General features: G+C 61.5%; 16 protein-coding genes. 9 read left to right on the forward strand and 7 right to left on the reverse strand.

Annotation, left to right across the window (positions count from 1 at the left end; genetic code table 11):
* Positions 1–84: 84 nt before the first annotated feature.
* The 5 genes from JZX88_RS14300 to JZX88_RS14320 form a co-directional block, all read right to left on the reverse strand.
* Positions 85–1,026 (reverse strand): sugar ABC transporter substrate-binding protein, encoded by a 942-nt coding sequence (locus JZX88_RS14300; protein WP_142857734.1) that lies wholly within the window; start codon positions 1,024–1,026, stop codon positions 85–87.
* Between the two features lie 282 nt (positions 1,027–1,308).
* Entirely contained in the window at positions 1,309–2,337 is a 1,029-nt protein-coding gene (locus JZX88_RS14305) for a LacI family DNA-binding transcriptional regulator (RefSeq protein ID WP_142857732.1), read from the reverse strand.
* 509 nt (positions 2,338–2,846) lie between these two features.
* Positions 2,847–4,052, reverse strand: a complete 1,206-nt coding sequence (gene pcaF / locus JZX88_RS14310) for a 3-oxoadipyl-CoA thiolase (RefSeq protein WP_206913970.1) — start codon at positions 4,050–4,052, stop codon at positions 2,847–2,849.
* 126 nt (positions 4,053–4,178) lie between these two features.
* Positions 4,179–4,874 carry a CoA transferase subunit B gene (locus tag JZX88_RS14315; protein WP_206913971.1) on the reverse strand — a complete coding sequence of 232 codons (696 nt, stop codon included), beginning with the start codon at positions 4,872–4,874 and terminating at the stop codon, positions 4,179–4,181.
* A complete protein-coding gene (locus tag JZX88_RS14320; RefSeq protein ID WP_206913972.1) occupies positions 4,871–5,578 on the reverse strand; it encodes a 3-oxoacid CoA-transferase subunit A in 708 nt (235 codons plus the stop codon). The genes JZX88_RS14315 and JZX88_RS14320 overlap by 4 nt, the downstream gene beginning before the upstream one ends.
* 139 nt (positions 5,579–5,717) lie before the next feature.
* Here JZX88_RS14320 and JZX88_RS14325 point away from each other — a divergent pair, with 139 nt between their 5' ends.
* Positions 5,718–6,479 carry an IclR family transcriptional regulator gene (locus JZX88_RS14325; protein ID WP_142857725.1) on the forward strand — a complete coding sequence of 254 codons (762 nt, stop codon included), beginning with the start codon at positions 5,718–5,720 and terminating at the stop codon, positions 6,477–6,479.
* Here the strand turns inward: JZX88_RS14325 and JZX88_RS14330 are convergent.
* Positions 6,449–7,378, reverse strand: coding sequence for a helix-turn-helix domain-containing protein (locus tag JZX88_RS14330; RefSeq protein WP_206913973.1), 930 nt, complete (start codon positions 7,376–7,378; stop codon positions 6,449–6,451). The genes JZX88_RS14325 and JZX88_RS14330 overlap by 31 nt on opposite strands.
* A gap of 117 nt (positions 7,379–7,495) precedes the next feature.
* Here JZX88_RS14330 and pobA point away from each other — a divergent pair, with 117 nt between their 5' ends.
* The gene (pobA, locus tag JZX88_RS14335) at positions 7,496–8,668 is read left to right on the forward strand and encodes a 4-hydroxybenzoate 3-monooxygenase (protein WP_206913974.1); all 1,173 of its coding nucleotides are present in this window, start codon (positions 7,496–7,498) and stop codon (positions 8,666–8,668) included.
* Positions 8,669–8,868: 200 nt separating this feature from the next.
* On the opposite strand, the gene pcaQ is transcribed toward pobA, so the two are convergent.
* The gene (gene pcaQ / locus JZX88_RS14340; protein WP_206913975.1) at positions 8,869–9,810 is read right to left on the reverse strand and encodes a pca operon transcription factor PcaQ; all 942 of its coding nucleotides are present in this window, start codon (positions 9,808–9,810) and stop codon (positions 8,869–8,871) included.
* Between the two features lie 94 nt (positions 9,811–9,904).
* Between pcaQ and pcaD the strand changes: the two genes are divergently transcribed.
* The 7 genes from pcaD (at position 9,905) to JZX88_RS14375 (ending at position 15,275) form a co-directional block, all read left to right on the forward strand.
* Complete coding sequence (pcaD, locus tag JZX88_RS14345; protein ID WP_206913976.1) at positions 9,905–10,702, forward strand: 3-oxoadipate enol-lactonase; 798 nt, start codon at positions 9,905–9,907, stop codon at positions 10,700–10,702.
* 3 nt (positions 10,703–10,705) lie between these two features.
* Entirely contained in the window at positions 10,706–11,140 is a 435-nt protein-coding gene (gene pcaC, locus JZX88_RS14350; protein ID WP_206913977.1) for a 4-carboxymuconolactone decarboxylase, read from the forward strand.
* A complete protein-coding gene (gene pcaH / locus JZX88_RS14355; protein ID WP_077984025.1) occupies positions 11,137–11,877 on the forward strand; it encodes a protocatechuate 3,4-dioxygenase subunit beta in 741 nt (246 codons plus the stop codon). Before pcaC ends, pcaH begins: the two co-directional genes overlap by 4 nt.
* A 2-nt stretch (positions 11,878–11,879) precedes the next feature.
* On the forward strand, positions 11,880–12,500 hold the full coding sequence (gene pcaG / locus JZX88_RS14360) for a protocatechuate 3,4-dioxygenase subunit alpha (RefSeq protein ID WP_174033426.1): 621 nt from the start codon (positions 11,880–11,882) through the stop codon (positions 12,498–12,500).
* 13 nt (positions 12,501–12,513) lie between these two features.
* The gene (locus tag JZX88_RS14365) at positions 12,514–13,575 is read left to right on the forward strand and encodes a 3-carboxy-cis,cis-muconate cycloisomerase (protein ID WP_206913978.1); all 1,062 of its coding nucleotides are present in this window, start codon (positions 12,514–12,516) and stop codon (positions 13,573–13,575) included.
* A 370-nt stretch (positions 13,576–13,945) separates the two neighbouring features.
* Positions 13,946–14,614: an amino acid ABC transporter permease gene (locus tag JZX88_RS14370; protein ID WP_142857712.1), complete on the forward strand. Its 669-nt coding sequence runs from the start codon at positions 13,946–13,948 to the stop codon at positions 14,612–14,614.
* A gap of 10 nt (positions 14,615–14,624) precedes the next feature.
* Entirely contained in the window at positions 14,625–15,275 is a 651-nt protein-coding gene (locus JZX88_RS14375) for an amino acid ABC transporter permease (RefSeq protein WP_065116979.1), read from the forward strand.
* The last annotated feature ends 6 nt before the right edge of the window (positions 15,276–15,281 follow it).

Genomic DNA, 15,281 nt, shown 5'->3' on the forward strand with positions numbered 1-15,281 from the left:
CCGGCCATCCTGCCGGCTCCGGCGCGTTCGGCCTGCCCGGCGGCACTCCCCGGGAGCGGAGAAGCCGCCTGGGCAAGGCCAAGGCTAGTTCTTGGCCTGATAGTTTTTGAGGTTGTCAGGCGTCACCAGTTCGAAGGGTACGAAGACCTTCTTGTCCACCGCATCGCCCTTGGCGAGTTTCAGCGCCGCATCCAGCGCCCCCTTGCCCTGGCCTGCGGCGTTCTGGAAAACGCTCACATCCAGATCGCCCGCCGCCATGGCGGCAAGCGCGTCCTGCGTGGCGTCGATGCCGGCGATGATGACGCTGTCCATCGACCGGCCTGCCGCCTTCAACGACTGGATGGCGCCGATGGCCATCTCGTCATTGTTGGAAATGACCGCATCGAACTCGACGCCGGCTGAAAGCCAGTTGGTCATCAGGTCCGAGCCCTGCGTGCGCGACCAGTTAGCGGATTGCTCCTCGACAAGCTTGATGAAGCTGCATTCGGGCGTAGCGACGACATCCTTGATATCCTGGGTGCGCATGCGCGCCGCCTGGTTGGAAAGCTCGCCCATCATCACCACGGCCCTGGCTTCCGTCTTGCCCGCTGCCTTCAACAGCCGGCAGACTTCCTGCGTCTGCAAGGTGCCCGACTGTTTTTCATCGGAGGCGACGAAGGCCTGCTTGTCCGGCAGGCTGTCGAGATTGACCGGCTGGCGGTTGACATAGACAAGCGGAATACCGGCGGCGGCAGCGGCCTGCGAAAGTGCTACGGTCGCGTCCGTATCGACAGGATTGACGATGATGGCATCGACGCCGGCGGCGACGAAATTCTGCACCTGGCTCAGCTGCTTGCCGACATCGTTCTGCGCATCCTCGACCTGCAGCGACACGCCGCTCATGCCCTTGGAATAATCAATCATGCCGTTGCGCAGCACGGTCAGGAAATTATCATCGAACAGGGCCATCGAAACCCCGACGGTCTGCGCCGAAGCGCCCGTTGCCAGCATGACGGCGAAAGCTGCAATTGCGAAATGTCTTTTCATGTCGTTCTCCTCCAAACCCCTTTGAAAAGAACCGGTCGAGCCGGCCTGAGCGCATCGCGCCGCCACCGCCTTCCGGCAAAAGCTGGCCTTCGCCGCGAAGGAAACCCGCAGCGTCAAACAGCCTTGAAATAATCTAATGTCGCGTGGGTCCGGCCTCCTGCCCGTTCCGCACGCAGGCCAAGATTTCCTAGTCCGGCCCCGGCGTCAACGCGTCAGGGACCGCCGAAACCATCAAGCCTGATAGAAACGCGCGCCGGATTTATGATGGAATCCATCAAACCATCAAAGGCTCTCAGGAACCCACAGATGCGCAGGCACAAAACGCTGTCCCGGCGTTTCCGCCATGCCGTGTTCGATGGTGTGAACCATGGTGGCCAGAAGGTCGGCGCATAGCTCGCGTAACGGTGTCTGGAAAACGCCGCTGATGCGCCTTTCCAGCAGCGCCTGACGGGATTCGGGCGTCAGTTCATTCACGAGGCAGACGATGTTTTCGTGCCGGTTTTCCTGCTGCAGCGCCTCGATCACCCCTTCCATGCCACCGCCGATGCAATAGATGCCGACGAGATCGCGGTGCTTGGCGATGGTGTCCATGACAAGCTCATAGGTCAGGCGACGCGTTTCCAGCGTGATGAGGGCATCCATCACCTCAAATTCCGGCGCATATTCCCGCATGTAGCTGCGAAAGCCGGTTTCGCGCAGCGAATGGCCGTGGAAACGGTGCCCGCCCAGCAGCAGAAGCACCTTGCCCCTGCCGCGCGCCAGCTGCGAGATCATCCAGGCTGCCGTGCGCCCAACCTTCATATTGTTGGCGCCCAAATAGGCCTCCCGCACGCCCTGAGCAAAATCGGACAGCAGCGAAAAGGTCGGTATACCCTTGGCCTTCAGCGCCTCGACAGCGGCCGTGACATCGTGATGGTCCGGCCCCGTGGCGGCAACCGCCTGCACGCGGCCCTTCATGCCGGTCAGCAGCGCCGCAAGTTCTCCCGGCTCACCGGACTGGGCGAATTCGATGCGCAGGTTGAGGTGGCGATCGCGGATGTTGCGCGCCGCAAGCTCCAGCTCATCGGCGAAGGTCTGGTAAAAGGCGTGCCGTTCTTTACGCAGTATGATGCCGAGACTGTAGGACGGCATATCGGCCAGCATACGCTGGCGAATGATGTTGGTGGCGTGGAAACCGATCTTCTCCGCCGCCTCGAACACCCGCCGCGCGGTCTCCTCCCGCACCGGCAGGCGGCCGTTCAGCACCCGGTCGACGGTGGCGACGCTGACGCCGGCGGCTTTTGCGACATCGGTGATGGTTGGACGCTTCATGCTGGCTCCCGCAGGCGGAAAGATTTCCGTCATATCTCGCAAAACATGTCACGGATGATGATGGAATCCAATATGGCGAAGGGATATGGCTGGGAGCGTCATGGGAAAAATTCCGACCCGCCGCCGCTTGAACAGTGCCAGCTTTGCTAGTCCATCACGACTGCCACTGCGACTAGTCTATCCCGCCTCCTCCCTCATCCCTGTGCTTGTCACAGGGATCCAGCCAGCCCAAGCCCTTGGGCTGAAGGCGACTCTCCGCCGCGCAGATGCGCGCCGGCTGGATTCCTGTGACAAGCACAGGAATAAGGGGGAGTAGGTGGGCTGGGTGGTATGGGCCAACGCAAGCAAATCGTCGGCCAGCGGCCTGAACGGCCCAACCACCGTCATGAAACCGCGGCAGCGACATTCATACCCATTTAAGGGGGCATTCGCACCGTTTTACAGCAACATCCGCACCGTATCGCGACGGCACTCGCCGCGTATCCCGATACCGAATGCCGCTTGTCCCGTCAGACCCGCTCCAGCACCACGGCGATACCCTGCCCGACGCCAATGCACATGGTGGCGAGCGCAAGCCGCTTACCGGTCAGCGCAAGTTCAAGCGCCGCCGTGCCGGCAATGCGGGCACCCGACATGCCGAGCGGATGACCAAGGGCGATCGCGCCGCCATTGGCATTCACCCGCGCATCGTCATCGGCAATGCCAAGCTGGCGAAGGGTCGCAAGGCCCTGGCTGGCGAAGGCCTCGTTGAGTTCTATCACGTCAAGCTGTTCCTGCTTCAACCCGAGCCGTGCCAAAAGCTTGGCCGAGGCAGGGGCCGGGCCAATGCCCATGACGCGCGGCGGGACGCCGGCGGCGGCACCGCCGAGAATGCGGGCAATCGGCGTCAGACCGTATTTCTTCGCCGCTTCCGCTGAAGCGATGATGAGCGCGGCGGCACCGTCATTGACACCAGACGCATTGCCCGCCGTCACCGTCGCGCCATCGCGCCTGTTGACCGGCTTCAGCTTTGCCAGTGCTTCGAGACTGGTCGCACGCGGATGTTCGTCTCTGGAGACGACAAGCGGATCGCCCTTGCGCTGCGGGATCGTCACCGAGACGATTTCCTTGTCGAGACGGCCATTGGCCTGCGCATCCGCCGCCTTCTGCTGGCTGCGAACGGCGAAAGCGTCCTGATCCTCGCGGGAAACCTGATAATCAATCGCGACGTTATCCCCGGTTTCCGGCATGGAATCGACGCCATATTGCGCCTTCATCAGCGGGTTGACGAAACGCCAGCCGATGGTGGTGTCATAGATTTCGGCATTGCGCGAAAAGGCGCTTTCGGCTTTCGGCAGAACGAAGGGCGCGCGGCTCATGCTTTCCACGCCGCCGGCGATCATCAGTTCCGCCTCGCCCGATTTGACGGCGCGGGCGGCCGCAATGACGGCATCCATGCCCGAGCCGCACAGCCGGTTGATCGTCGTTCCGGTCACGGAAACCGGCAGGCCGGCAAGCAGCAGCGACATGCGCGCCACATTGCGGTTATCCTCGCCCGCCTGGTTGGCGCAGCCGAAGATCACATCCTCGATGGCCTCCCAATCGACGGAGGCATTGCGTTCCATCAGCGCCTTCAGCGGCACCGCGCCAAGATCGTCAGCGCGAACCGAGGAGAGCGCGCCGCCGAAGCGGCCGATGGGCGTGCGGATATAATCGCAGATATAGGCTTCGGTCATCGGTCTTTCCTTAGAGCGTTTCAAGTCAAAAGCGGTAACGCTTTTACGTCCGGACAACGCGTAAAATCAAAGAGATAGATCGGTTTGGCGATTCGAAAAAAACCAAAACGATCTGGAGTTCTGGCCTCAAAGTTCCGGCGCGACGAGATCGGTTACCTCGCCATCCACACTGAGCGGCGCTCCGGTCATGACCTGCAATTCCTCAAACGTCATCGCCGGCAGTTTTTCACGCAGCACGAAACGGCCATCCACCACGTCGATCACCGCATGGCTGGTATAGATGCGGGTGATGCAGCCAACGCCGGTCAACGGAAAGCTGCATTTTTCCACCAGCTTCGGTTCGCCGTTCTTGGTCACATGTTCGGTGATGACGAAGACCTGCTTGGCGCCATGCACCAGATCCATGGCGCCGCCAACGGCCGGCACGCCCTTGGAGCCGACGCGCCAATTGGCGAGATCGCCATTCTGCGCCACCTGATAGGCGCCGAGGATCGCCACATCCAGATGCCCGCCGCGCACCATGGCGAAGCTGTCTGCATGGTGGAAAAAGGCGGCACCCGGCTTCAATGTCACGGCCTTCTTGCCGGCATTGATGAGGTTCCAGTCCTCTTCACCTTCCGGCGGTGCCTCGCCGAAATTGAGAATACCGTTTTCGGTATGGAAAATCGCCTGACGGCCGGGCGGCTGGTAACGCGCCACCATTTCCGGAAAGCCGATGCCGAGATTGACATAAGCGCCATCCTCGATGTCCTGCGCCGCGCGCCATGCGATCTGGGCGTTGGAGAGCTTGATGTCTTCGCGGGTGTCGATGGTCTGGGTCATGCGTAGGCTACTCCCGCACGAATGAGGACTTCTTCCTGTTGCGGATCGGGAATTTCCACGACGCCGTTCACGAAAATGCCGGGCGTGACGACATGCTCCGGATCGATTTCACCGGCGGCGACGATCTTCGAGACCTGCGCGATAGTGGTCTTCGCGGCCATGCACATCAGCGGGTTAAAATTGCGCCCCGCCTTGTTGTAGGTGAGGTTGCCATAGGTATCGCCAAGCTCGGCCTTGACGATGGCGAAATCCGCCTTCAGCCAGCGTTCCTGAACGTAAGAGCGGCCGTCGAATTCCGCGATAACCTTGCCTTCAGCCAGTTCCGTGCCGAAACCGGTCGGGGTGTAGAAGGCCGGAATGCCGGAACCGCCGGCGCGGATGCGCTCGGCCAGCGTGCCCTGCGGCACCAGTTCCAGCTCGATTTCACCGGCCAGATAGCGGTCTGTAAAGGCGCGCGGATCGGAAGAGCGCGGGAAGGAGCAGATCATCTTCCTGACCATGCCGGCATCGATCATCGCGGCGATGCCGATGCGGCCATTGCCGGCATTGTTGTTGATGACGGTCAGGTTCTTTGGTCCCCTGTCGATCAGCGCGTGGATCAGTTCGATCGGCGCACCGGAGCCGCCGAAACCGCCGATCATGATCGTCGCACCGTCACCGATGCCGGAAAGCGCCTCTTCGGCGCTCTTGATTGTCTTGTCCATTCTCAAAACCTCCATCCAGCCGAGCGGATGGAACCGGCAAGGCTGCGTGGCCATGAGGTAAGGCCGAAATCGCCTCGACGGCAAGGATTTTGTGCGTTATATGATTTTTGTTCGTATATCGCACAAATGGAGCTTGGGCATGGCCGTCAGCGAAAGAGACATGATGGGCGGTCTCGCCAAGGGATTGCGGGTGATCGAGGCTTTCAGCGCCGAGCGACCGCGCCTGTCCATCTCCGACGCCGCCGAGATCGCCGGGCTGGACCGGGCAACCACACGCCGCTGTCTGCTGACCCTTTCGGAGCTTGGTTATGCCGCTTACGACGGCAAGTTCTTCACCGTCACGCCGAAAGTGCTGCGGCTTGGCACCGGCTGCCTCGCCACCATGCCGCTGCCGAAGATCGTCCAGCCGCTCATCGACCGTCTTTCGGAAGAGATCGGCCAGAGCACGTCGGTTTCGATCCTGGACGAGACCGAAATCGTTTATGTCGCCCGCGCCGCGCAACAGCGGGTCATGTCCATTGCGCTGATGCCGGGGTCACGCCTGCCTGCCTATTGCACCTCCATGGGTCGCGTTCTGCTTTCCGCACAAACACCCGAGCGGCAGCGCGACATTCTCGGAGCTTCCCGGCTGGTTGCCCGCACGGAAAAGACGATCACCGACATGCAAGCCCTGCTCACCGAAATAGAGGTGACCGGCCGTCGCGGTTATGCGCTGATTGATCAGGAAGTGGAGATTGGTCTTCGCTCCATCGCCGTGCCGCTGAAAAGCGTGCGTGGCCAGACGGTTGCCGCGCTCAATGTCGGGCTTGCCGCTTCAGTCGCCTCAATGGAATATCTGGTGGAGCGTTATCTGCCGGCGCTTCTTTCCGTTCAGCGGGAATTGGCGCGAATGCTGGTCTGAGACTGAGACGGTGTCAGCCGCGCGCCCATATCACCCATTTTGCGCTGTTCCTCCAGCCGCCAGGCGCGCGGCGTCATGCCGGTTTCCCGCCTGAAGAAGCGGTTGAAATAAGCGGGATCGGCAAAACCAAGCCCTTCGGCGATCATCTGCACGCTGGAAACCGTGAAGACCAGTTCCTGCTGGGCGATCTCGATCTGACGCTTAGCGATTAGCCGCTGCAAGCTGAGGCCGGAAACAGAACGGACGAGCCGGTTGAGATGGGTTTCTGAAAGGCCGAGTTTCCTTGCGTAAAACCCGGCTTTTTGCGGCTCGCGGATATGGCGGGCGATCAGCGACAGCAACCGTTCGAAACGTTGCTCGGCAAGGCCCTCGCCGCTGGTTTCCAAAAGCGGTCGCGCCGCCCGTGAAAGAAGCGCAACCACGGTGGCGAGCTGGCCTTCGATCATCGCATCGCGACCGATCTCGCGCGCCTCATATTCCGCGGAAATCCGTTCAAAACCACTGCGTAGGCATTCTCCCTCAGCAAAATCCCGCAAGGGCAGAAGCACTGGCTGCTGGAAATTCCGCAGCAACAACGCCTGCACCGACGCCGGCAGCGCCCCCGGCAGCATGGTGACAATCATCCCGCCAATATCGCGTGAGAAGCGGAAGCCATGTTCGAAACCCGGCGGTACGATGATGGCGACCGGCGGGCGGATAGGCTCAATGCGGCCATCCAGCAACGCATCACCCTCCCCGCCAAAAATGTACAAGATTTGCAGAAAGGCGGCATGACGGTGCAGGCCGATTTCAAAGCGGTGCAGGCTGCTTCGCGAAAAAAGCGTCTCGCAATGAAAGCGAAAATCGGTGCCTTGCAAGGCTTCCTCGCCATAAAGCCCTTCATTGGCAGCCGCCCGCATCTCACCCCACTCCTGCGCCTGATGGTCGGATTGTGCAATTTACGGACCGGAAAGTCCATTGAGCTTGCGACCCGCCTTGGTCAGTTTCTTGACCGGAGACAAGTTCGGGAGGAAATAATGCGTACACAGGTCGTCATCATCGGCTCCGGCCCATCGGGGCTGCTGCTTGGCCAGCTTCTGGCGGGAGCCGGCGTCGAGACCGTCATTCTCGATCGGGTCAGCAAGGACTACATCCTCGGCCGTGTTCGCGCCGGCGTGCTGGAAGAAGGCACCGTGCAGCTGATGGAAAAGGTCAGCGCGGATGAGCGCCTGCGCCGCGAGGGCCTGCCGCATGACGGTTTTTCGCTGACCTTCGACGGCCGAGACCACCGCATCGATCTGTTCGATCTGACGGGTGGCAAACGCGTTATGGTCTATGGCCAGACCGAGGTGACGCATGATCTGATGGATGTGCGCGAGGCGGCGGGCCTCGTCACCATCTACGACGCCGGAAATGTCGAGCCGCATGATTTCGATGGCGAAAGCCCCTATGTCACCTATCAGAAAGACGGCGTAAGCCACCGGATCGATTGCGATTTCATCGCCGGCTGCGATGGTTTTCATGGGGTGAGCCGCAAATCCGTGCCGCAAGGCGCGATCAAGGAATTCGAGAAGGTCTATCCCTTCGGCTGGCTCGGCATTCTCGCCGATGTGCCGCCCGTCAACCACGAACTCATCTATGCCAACCACCCGCGCGGTTTTGCCCTCTGTTCCATGCGCTCAAACACGCGCAGCCGTTATTACATCCAATGTTCGCTGGAGGACCGGCTCGAGGACTGGAGCGACGAGCGCTTCTGGGATGAAATCCGCCGCCGCCTGCCGGAAAACCATGCGGATGTGATGGTCACCGGCGCGTCCTTCGAAAAATCCATCGCACCGCTTCGGTCCTTCGTCAGTGAACCCATGCGGTTCGGACGGCTGTTTCTGGCCGGCGACGCCGCCCATATCGTGCCGCCGACCGGCGCCAAGGGCCTGAACCTTGCCGCCAGCGACGTGCATTATCTGAGCGAGGCGCTGGTCGAGTTTTATCGCGAAAAATCTGAAGCCGGCATCGATGCCTATTCGCAGAAAGCGCTTTCCCGCGTCTGGAAGGCCGTTCGTTTCTCGTGGTGGATGACGACGATGATGCATCGTTTTCCCGATACGGGAGATTTCGGCCAGCGCATTCAGGAGGCGGAGCTGGATTACCTCGTGCAATCGCGCGCCGCCTCGACAGCGCTTGCGGAGAATTATGTCGGGCTTCCTTATTAGGGGCTGCCAGAGACACGCGGCTTTTATCTCTACCGTTTCCACACCCGTCACCCCGGACCCGATCCGGGGTCCAGCGCGATCAAGTCCTTGATCGCAAAAGACTCCTTTCTCACGGCGCAGACGCGCCGTGGCTGGATTCCGGCTCAAGGCCGGAATGACGGAGGAGAGCTTCTCAGGCTTTTCCGACCCTCACCCTCATCTCAAGAGCCAGCCTCCACCCTCCCATCCAGCAACTCGCCTGCCGCCTCGCGAATAGCCTGCATCAACAGCGACAGCGGCAACGAGGGCTGCGTATCGGCCCGGACCGTCAGCCCCACCGGCCCGCTGGTATCGCCGGTTTCAACCGGCAGGATCGCCAGAATACCGTCCGTCACATCCGCCGCCACCACGCCTTCGGAGATGATCCAGATCGCATCGCTGGTGCGCAGGAAGGCGCGGCCGAAGGCGTCCGACACGGTTTCGATGCGGATCGGCAGGGCCGGAACGCCGTTGGCGATCAGGAACTGCTCGACGACAGGGCCAATCACCGATTGCCGCGTCGGCATCAGCACCGGATATTCATGCAGGTGGTCGAACACCGAAAGGCCGGGTGATAAAAGCGGGTGGCCGGCGCGCACCACGAAGCGCACCTTTTCAGAATAGAGATGCTCGAAGGAAAAGCCCGCCATTTTCTGCGGCGCGGCAAGACGGCCAACGACGAGGTCTAGATCGCCGACACGCAGCTGCTCCAGCAGAACGGCGTTTTCGCCCGTCACGATCTTCACCGGGCTGCCGGTCCTTTCCGCCAGAAAACCGACCATCGCCTGCGGCATGATCCGCACCGAAACCGTGGGCAGGGCGCCGACCCGCACCGGCGGACCGGCCCGCGCCGCCTCCTGCGAGACCGAATCGACCGCCTGTCGCAGCGCCGTCATCGTCGCGCCGGCATGGCGCAGAAAGACCTCGCCATAACGGCTGATGCGAATGCCGCGCCCTTCCCGGTCAAACAGCGAGACGCCAAGAATCTCTTCCAGCTCGCGGATGGTCTTCGTCACCGCCGGCTGGCTGACATGCAGGATTTCGGCGGCGCGGATGACGCTTTTCTGCCGCGCCACCTCCACGAAAGTCTGCAGGTGGCGGAACTTGATACGCTGGTCGACCATCGCTTGTATAATCCACAGGTTATGATTTTCATCGATAATGTCATTTTACTTAACCGGAACCGGCTTGCAATATCCCCGGCAGGAGGAGCACATCATGCATTTTCTGCGCTGCGGCGAGACCGTGATCCATTATCGCGTCAAGGGATTGGACACAGGCAAGCCGGTCATCGCCTTCATCAATTCGCTCGGCACCGATTTCCGCATCTGGGATGCGGTCACCGAAGCGCTTGGCAATGATTATGCCTATGTCCTGAACGACAAGCGCGGCCACGGGCTTTCCGATGTCGGAGGCGCTCCCTATTCCATCGACGATCATGCCGGTGACCTGATCGCGCTTCTCGATCATCTCGGCGTCAAAGGCGCCATCATCTGGGGCCTGTCGGTCGGCGGACTGATTGCGCAGGGGCTTTATGCCCGCCGTCCCGATCTGGTGCGCGCACTCGTGCTCAGCAACACCGCCCACAGGATCGGCACGGCCGAAATGTGGAACGCCCGCATCGACAAGATCGCCGCCGACGGCCTCGCCTCGCTGGTCGATCCCGTCATGGAGCGCTGGTTCACGCCAGCGTTTCGCCAGCCTGACAATGCTGCCTATGCCGGTGCGCGCAACATGCTTTCGCAGCAGCCGGAAGCCGGCTACAGCGGCACCTGCGCCGCCATCCGCGATGCCGACTTTACCGATGAAGCGGGCCGCATCGCCGTGCCCACACTCTGCGTCGCGGGTGATCAGGACGGCTCGACACCGCCGGAACTGGTGCGGTCGCTGGCCGATCTTATCCCGGCAAGCCGCTTCGTCACCATTGCCGGCTGCGGACACATCCCCTGCCTTGAACAGCCGCTTGCCTACACACAGGCGGCCTCCATTTTTCTGAAGACCTTGCCGGAGCATTGACCGATGGCGGACCATATCGACAAGAATGAACGTTTCGAACAGGGCATGAAGACCCGCCGCTCGGTGCTGGGCGACGCCCATGTCAACCGGGCGCAGGCCATGACGTCCGGCTTCGACCAGCCATTCCAGCAGCTCATCACCGAAGCCGCCTGGGGCACGGTGTGGTCCGGCAATCACTGGACGAAGCGCGAGCGCTCGATGGTGACTATCGCCCTGCTCGCCGCACTCGGTCAGGACGAGGAACTGGCCATGCATGTGCGCGCCACCGCCAATACCGGCGCCACCGAAGCCGATATCCGCGAGGCGCTGCTGCATGTGGCGATCTATGCCGGCGTGCCCGCCGCCAACCATGCTTTCAAGATCGCCAAGCTTGCCCTGGCCAGCATGAAGGCCGATAGTTCCCTTGATAATTCTGGCGATGGGGAGGAGACGAAATGAGCAACCAGCCGCCCGAAACCGGGCCGTTCTTCGCACGCAACCGCGATATTCATCCGCTCGCCTATGCGCCCGGCTACAAGACCTCGATCCTGCGCTCGCCGCAGCGCGCGCTGATTTCGCTGGAAGGCACGAAAAGCGAGATCACCGGCCCCGTCTTCGGCCATGGCATGTTGAACCCGCTGGATAACGACCTCATCCTCAACTATGCCCGCCCCGGCGAAATGCCGGTTGGCCCGCGCATTCTGGTGCACGGCCGGGTGCTGGATGAGCGCGGCCGCGGCGTGGATGGCGCGCTGGTGGAGTTCTGGCAGGCCAATGCCGGCGGTCGCTATCGCCACAAGAAGGAAAGCTACCTCGCCGCCATCGATCCGAACTTCGGCGGCGTTGGCCGCACGATCACCGATGAGAATGGTTATTACTGGTTCAAGACCATCCAGCCGGGTGCTTACCCCTGGCCGAACGGCGTCAATGACTGGCGGCCGGCCCATATCCATTTCTCGGTCTTCGGCCACGGCTTTGCCCAGCGGCTGATCACCCAGATGTATTTCGAAGGCGACCCGCTGATCTGGAAATGTCCCATCGTCAAGACCATTCCGGATGAAGATGCTATCAAGCGGCTGATCGCGCCGCTGGACATGAATGCGACGCTGCCGATGGACATGCTGGCCTATAAGTTCGATATCGTCCTGCGCGGTCGCCGCTCGACCCTTTTCGAAAACCGCATGGAGGGCAACTGACCATGGTTCAGCCGCTCAACTATTTCAAGGAAACCGCCTCGCAGACGGCGGGACCCTATGTGCATATCGGCTGCACGCCCAATTTCGTCGGCATCGAAGGCGTGTTTGAAAAGGATCTGGGTTCCGGTCCGCTTTATAACGACAAGGCGCGCGGTGAGCGCATCAGTGTGCGCGGCACGGTTTATGACGGCGCGGGAATGCCGCTGAAGGACGCCCTGATCGAAATCTGGCAGGCCGATACGGACGGTTATTACAACAGCCCGAGCGAAACACGCGGCAAGGCCGATCCGAATTTCATCGGATGGGGCCGTTCGCCCGGCGACATGGATACGGGTGAATTCATCTTCGAAACCATCAAGCCGGGCACAGTGCCGTTCCGCGATGGCCGGCCGATGGCACCGCACATCACCTTCTGGATCGTCGCGCGCGGCATCAATATCGGCCTGCAGACCCGCATGTATTTTCCGGAAGAACAGGAGGCCAATGCGGCCGATCCGGTTCTTGCCCGCGTCGAACAGAAGAGCCGCATCGCCACGCTTGTCGCCCAAAAGGAGGAAGGCAACGTCTATCGTTTCGATATCCGCCTTCAGGGCGAAGGCGAAACCGTGTTTTTCGATATCTGAGCGAGACGGAAGAATGAGCCTTTCCCCTTTCGAACATCCGTTCCTGTCCGGCCTGTTCGGCGACAGCGAGATTGTCGAGCTGTTTTCGGCGAGAGCGGATATCGACGCCATGGTCCGTTTCGAGCTGGCATTGGCCGAGGCGGAAGCGGGAGCAGGCCTCATCCCGGAAGATGTGGCGGAAACGATCGTTTCGGGGCTTGCCGACTTCGCCGCCGATATGACGGCGCTTCGCCACGGCGTCGCAAAGGATGGCGTGGTGGTGCCGGAACTGGTGCGGCAGATGCGGGCGGCAGTCGCCTCTCCAGCGGCGGAGAAGGTGCACTTCGGCGCGACCAGCCAGGATGTCATCGATACCAGCCTGATGCTGCGGTTGAAGGCGGCGGCGGAAATCATTGCCACCCGGCTTGGCCACCTCATTGATACGCTCGGAGACATCACCTCTCGCGACGGCCATAACCCATTGACGGGCTATACCCGCATGCAGGCCGCCATCGGCATCACCGTCGCCGACCGGGCGGCGAGCTGGATCGCGCTGCTGGAGCGCCACCTGCTGCGGCTTGAAACCTTTTCCCGGAACGGCTTTGTCCTGCAATTCGGCGGCGCGGCCGGCACGCTGGAAAAGCTTGGCGACCATGCCGCTGCCGTGCGCACCGATCTTGCAAAGCGCCTCGGCCTTGCCGACAGGCCGCAATGGCAGAGCCAGCGCGACGGCATTGCCGAATTCGGCAATCTGCTGTCTCTCATCACCGGCGCGCTCGGCAAGTTCGGCCAGGATATCGCACTGATGGCGGAACTCGGCGCCGAAATCCGCCTCTCCGGCGGCGGCGGCTCCTCGGCCATGCCGCACAAGCAGAATCCGGTGAATGCCGAAACGCTGGTGACACTGGCACGCTTCAATGCCGTGCAGATCTCCGCGCTGCACCAGTCGCTTGTCCATGAACAGGAAAGGTCAGGCGCGGGCTGGATGCTGGAATGGATGACACTGCCGCAAATGGTGACGGCAACGGGCGCTTGCCTGCTGATCGCCGAACGCCTCGCCGGACAGATAGACAGGCTGGGTGCGGGCGAAGACTAGCCGGCAAACCTGACGGTTTTCGCTCTGGAATCGGCATCCCGAACGCCTCCCGCCGCCTCTTCGGCGGCGGCGTCGCCGTGCCTTGAAAAAGCTTGCGAATCCACGCATTAGCCATTGATAACACAAGACTTTCTCAAAAATGACAGATGCATAAAAAACAGCTTTTCAGCTGCTTTTTAACCGGCCGAAGCGCTTGACACAAAAATGAACTAACTGGTACAAACAATCTTGTCGACGCCATGCCGCGAGCGAGGAGAAAGAACCCTCGGGGCAAGGCCAGACGAATGGAGGGCTTTGGCGCCGAAAGGCTTCCAGGGCGATGCGGACAAGGCGGAACGCCTGTCCGGACCCGCACGGGTTGGGAGGAAGAATGTCTTACAGTCTCGATTTTTCAGCGGTCCTCGACCAGCTGCCGGAGCTGCTTTTGGCCTGTCTGGCAACGATCGGCCTTGCCATTGCCGGCATGTCGCTGGCAACCGTCATAGGGGTATTCGGTGTCATCGCCCGCCGTTCACGGTTCCGGCTGCTGCGCGGTCTCGTCATCGGTTTTGTGGAAGTCATCCGCAACACGCCGTTTCTGGTGCAGATATTCTTCATCTTCTTCGCCCTGCCGCAGATCGGCATAAGGCTCAACCCCACGGTTACCGCCATCATCGCGCTGGCTCTCAACGGCGGCGCCTATGCCATTGAAATCATTCGCGGCGGCGTCGATTCCATTCCAAAAGGCCAGGTGGAGGCGGGACTGGCGCTCGGCCTGCACCGCGCACAGATCTTCCGCCACATCATCCTGAAGCCGGCGCTGCGGGCGGTCTATCCCTCGCTCACCAGCCAGTTCATCATGCTGACGCTGACCACTTCCGTCTGCACCTCCATCGCCGCTTACGAGCTTACCTCGGTGGCGCAGAAGATCGAGGCGGACACCTTCCGGTCGTTCGAGGTCTATTTCTCGATCACCCTGCTCTATCTCGTCATCTCCTCGCTGATGATGGGCGTCTTCTCGCTCATCTCCCGCGCATCGTTCAGCTATCCGGTCAAGTGAGGAAAAGACAATGGCTTCCATCGGTCCCAACGAACTCTTCTTCCTGCTGCAAGGCCTGAAATGGACACTTGCCCTGACCCTGATCGGTTTCATCGGCGGCGGCGTCTTCGGCCTGTGTGTGGCGCTTGCCCGCGTCGCCGATAACGTGGCGATCCAGCGGGCCAGCACCGGATACATCGCCGTCTTTCAGGGCACGCCGCTCCTGATGCAGCTTTTCGTGGTCTATTACGGCGTGGCGCTCGCCGGCCTCAATGTCGATGCCTGGATTGCGGTCGCCATCGCCTTTACCCTGCACGCCAGCGCCTTCCTCGGCGAAATCTGGCGCGGCGGCATCCAGGCGGTGCCGAAGGGCCAGACGGAAGCCGCCAACGCGCTCGGCCTGCATTACCTGTCGCGCATGAAGGACGTGGTCCTGCCGCAGGCCTTCAAGATTTCGCTGCCGGCCACCATCGGCTTCCTCGTGCAGCTCATCAAGGGCACCTCGCTTGCGGCAATCGTCGGTTTCGTCGAGCTGTCGCGGGCGGGCCAGATCGTCTCCAACCAGACGTTCCGCCCGCTCACCGTCTTTGCCCTCGTCGGCATCATCTATTTCCTGATCTGCTGGCCGCTCTCCCTGTGGGGCGCCGGCGTCGAAAAGCGGCTACAGGCCGCGTCCCGCTAGTCAAAA

Source organism: Agrobacterium sp. OT33 (assembly GCF_017313365.1).
In the GTDB taxonomy this organism is placed as follows: domain Bacteria; phylum Pseudomonadota; class Alphaproteobacteria; order Rhizobiales; family Rhizobiaceae; genus Agrobacterium; species Agrobacterium rhizogenes_A.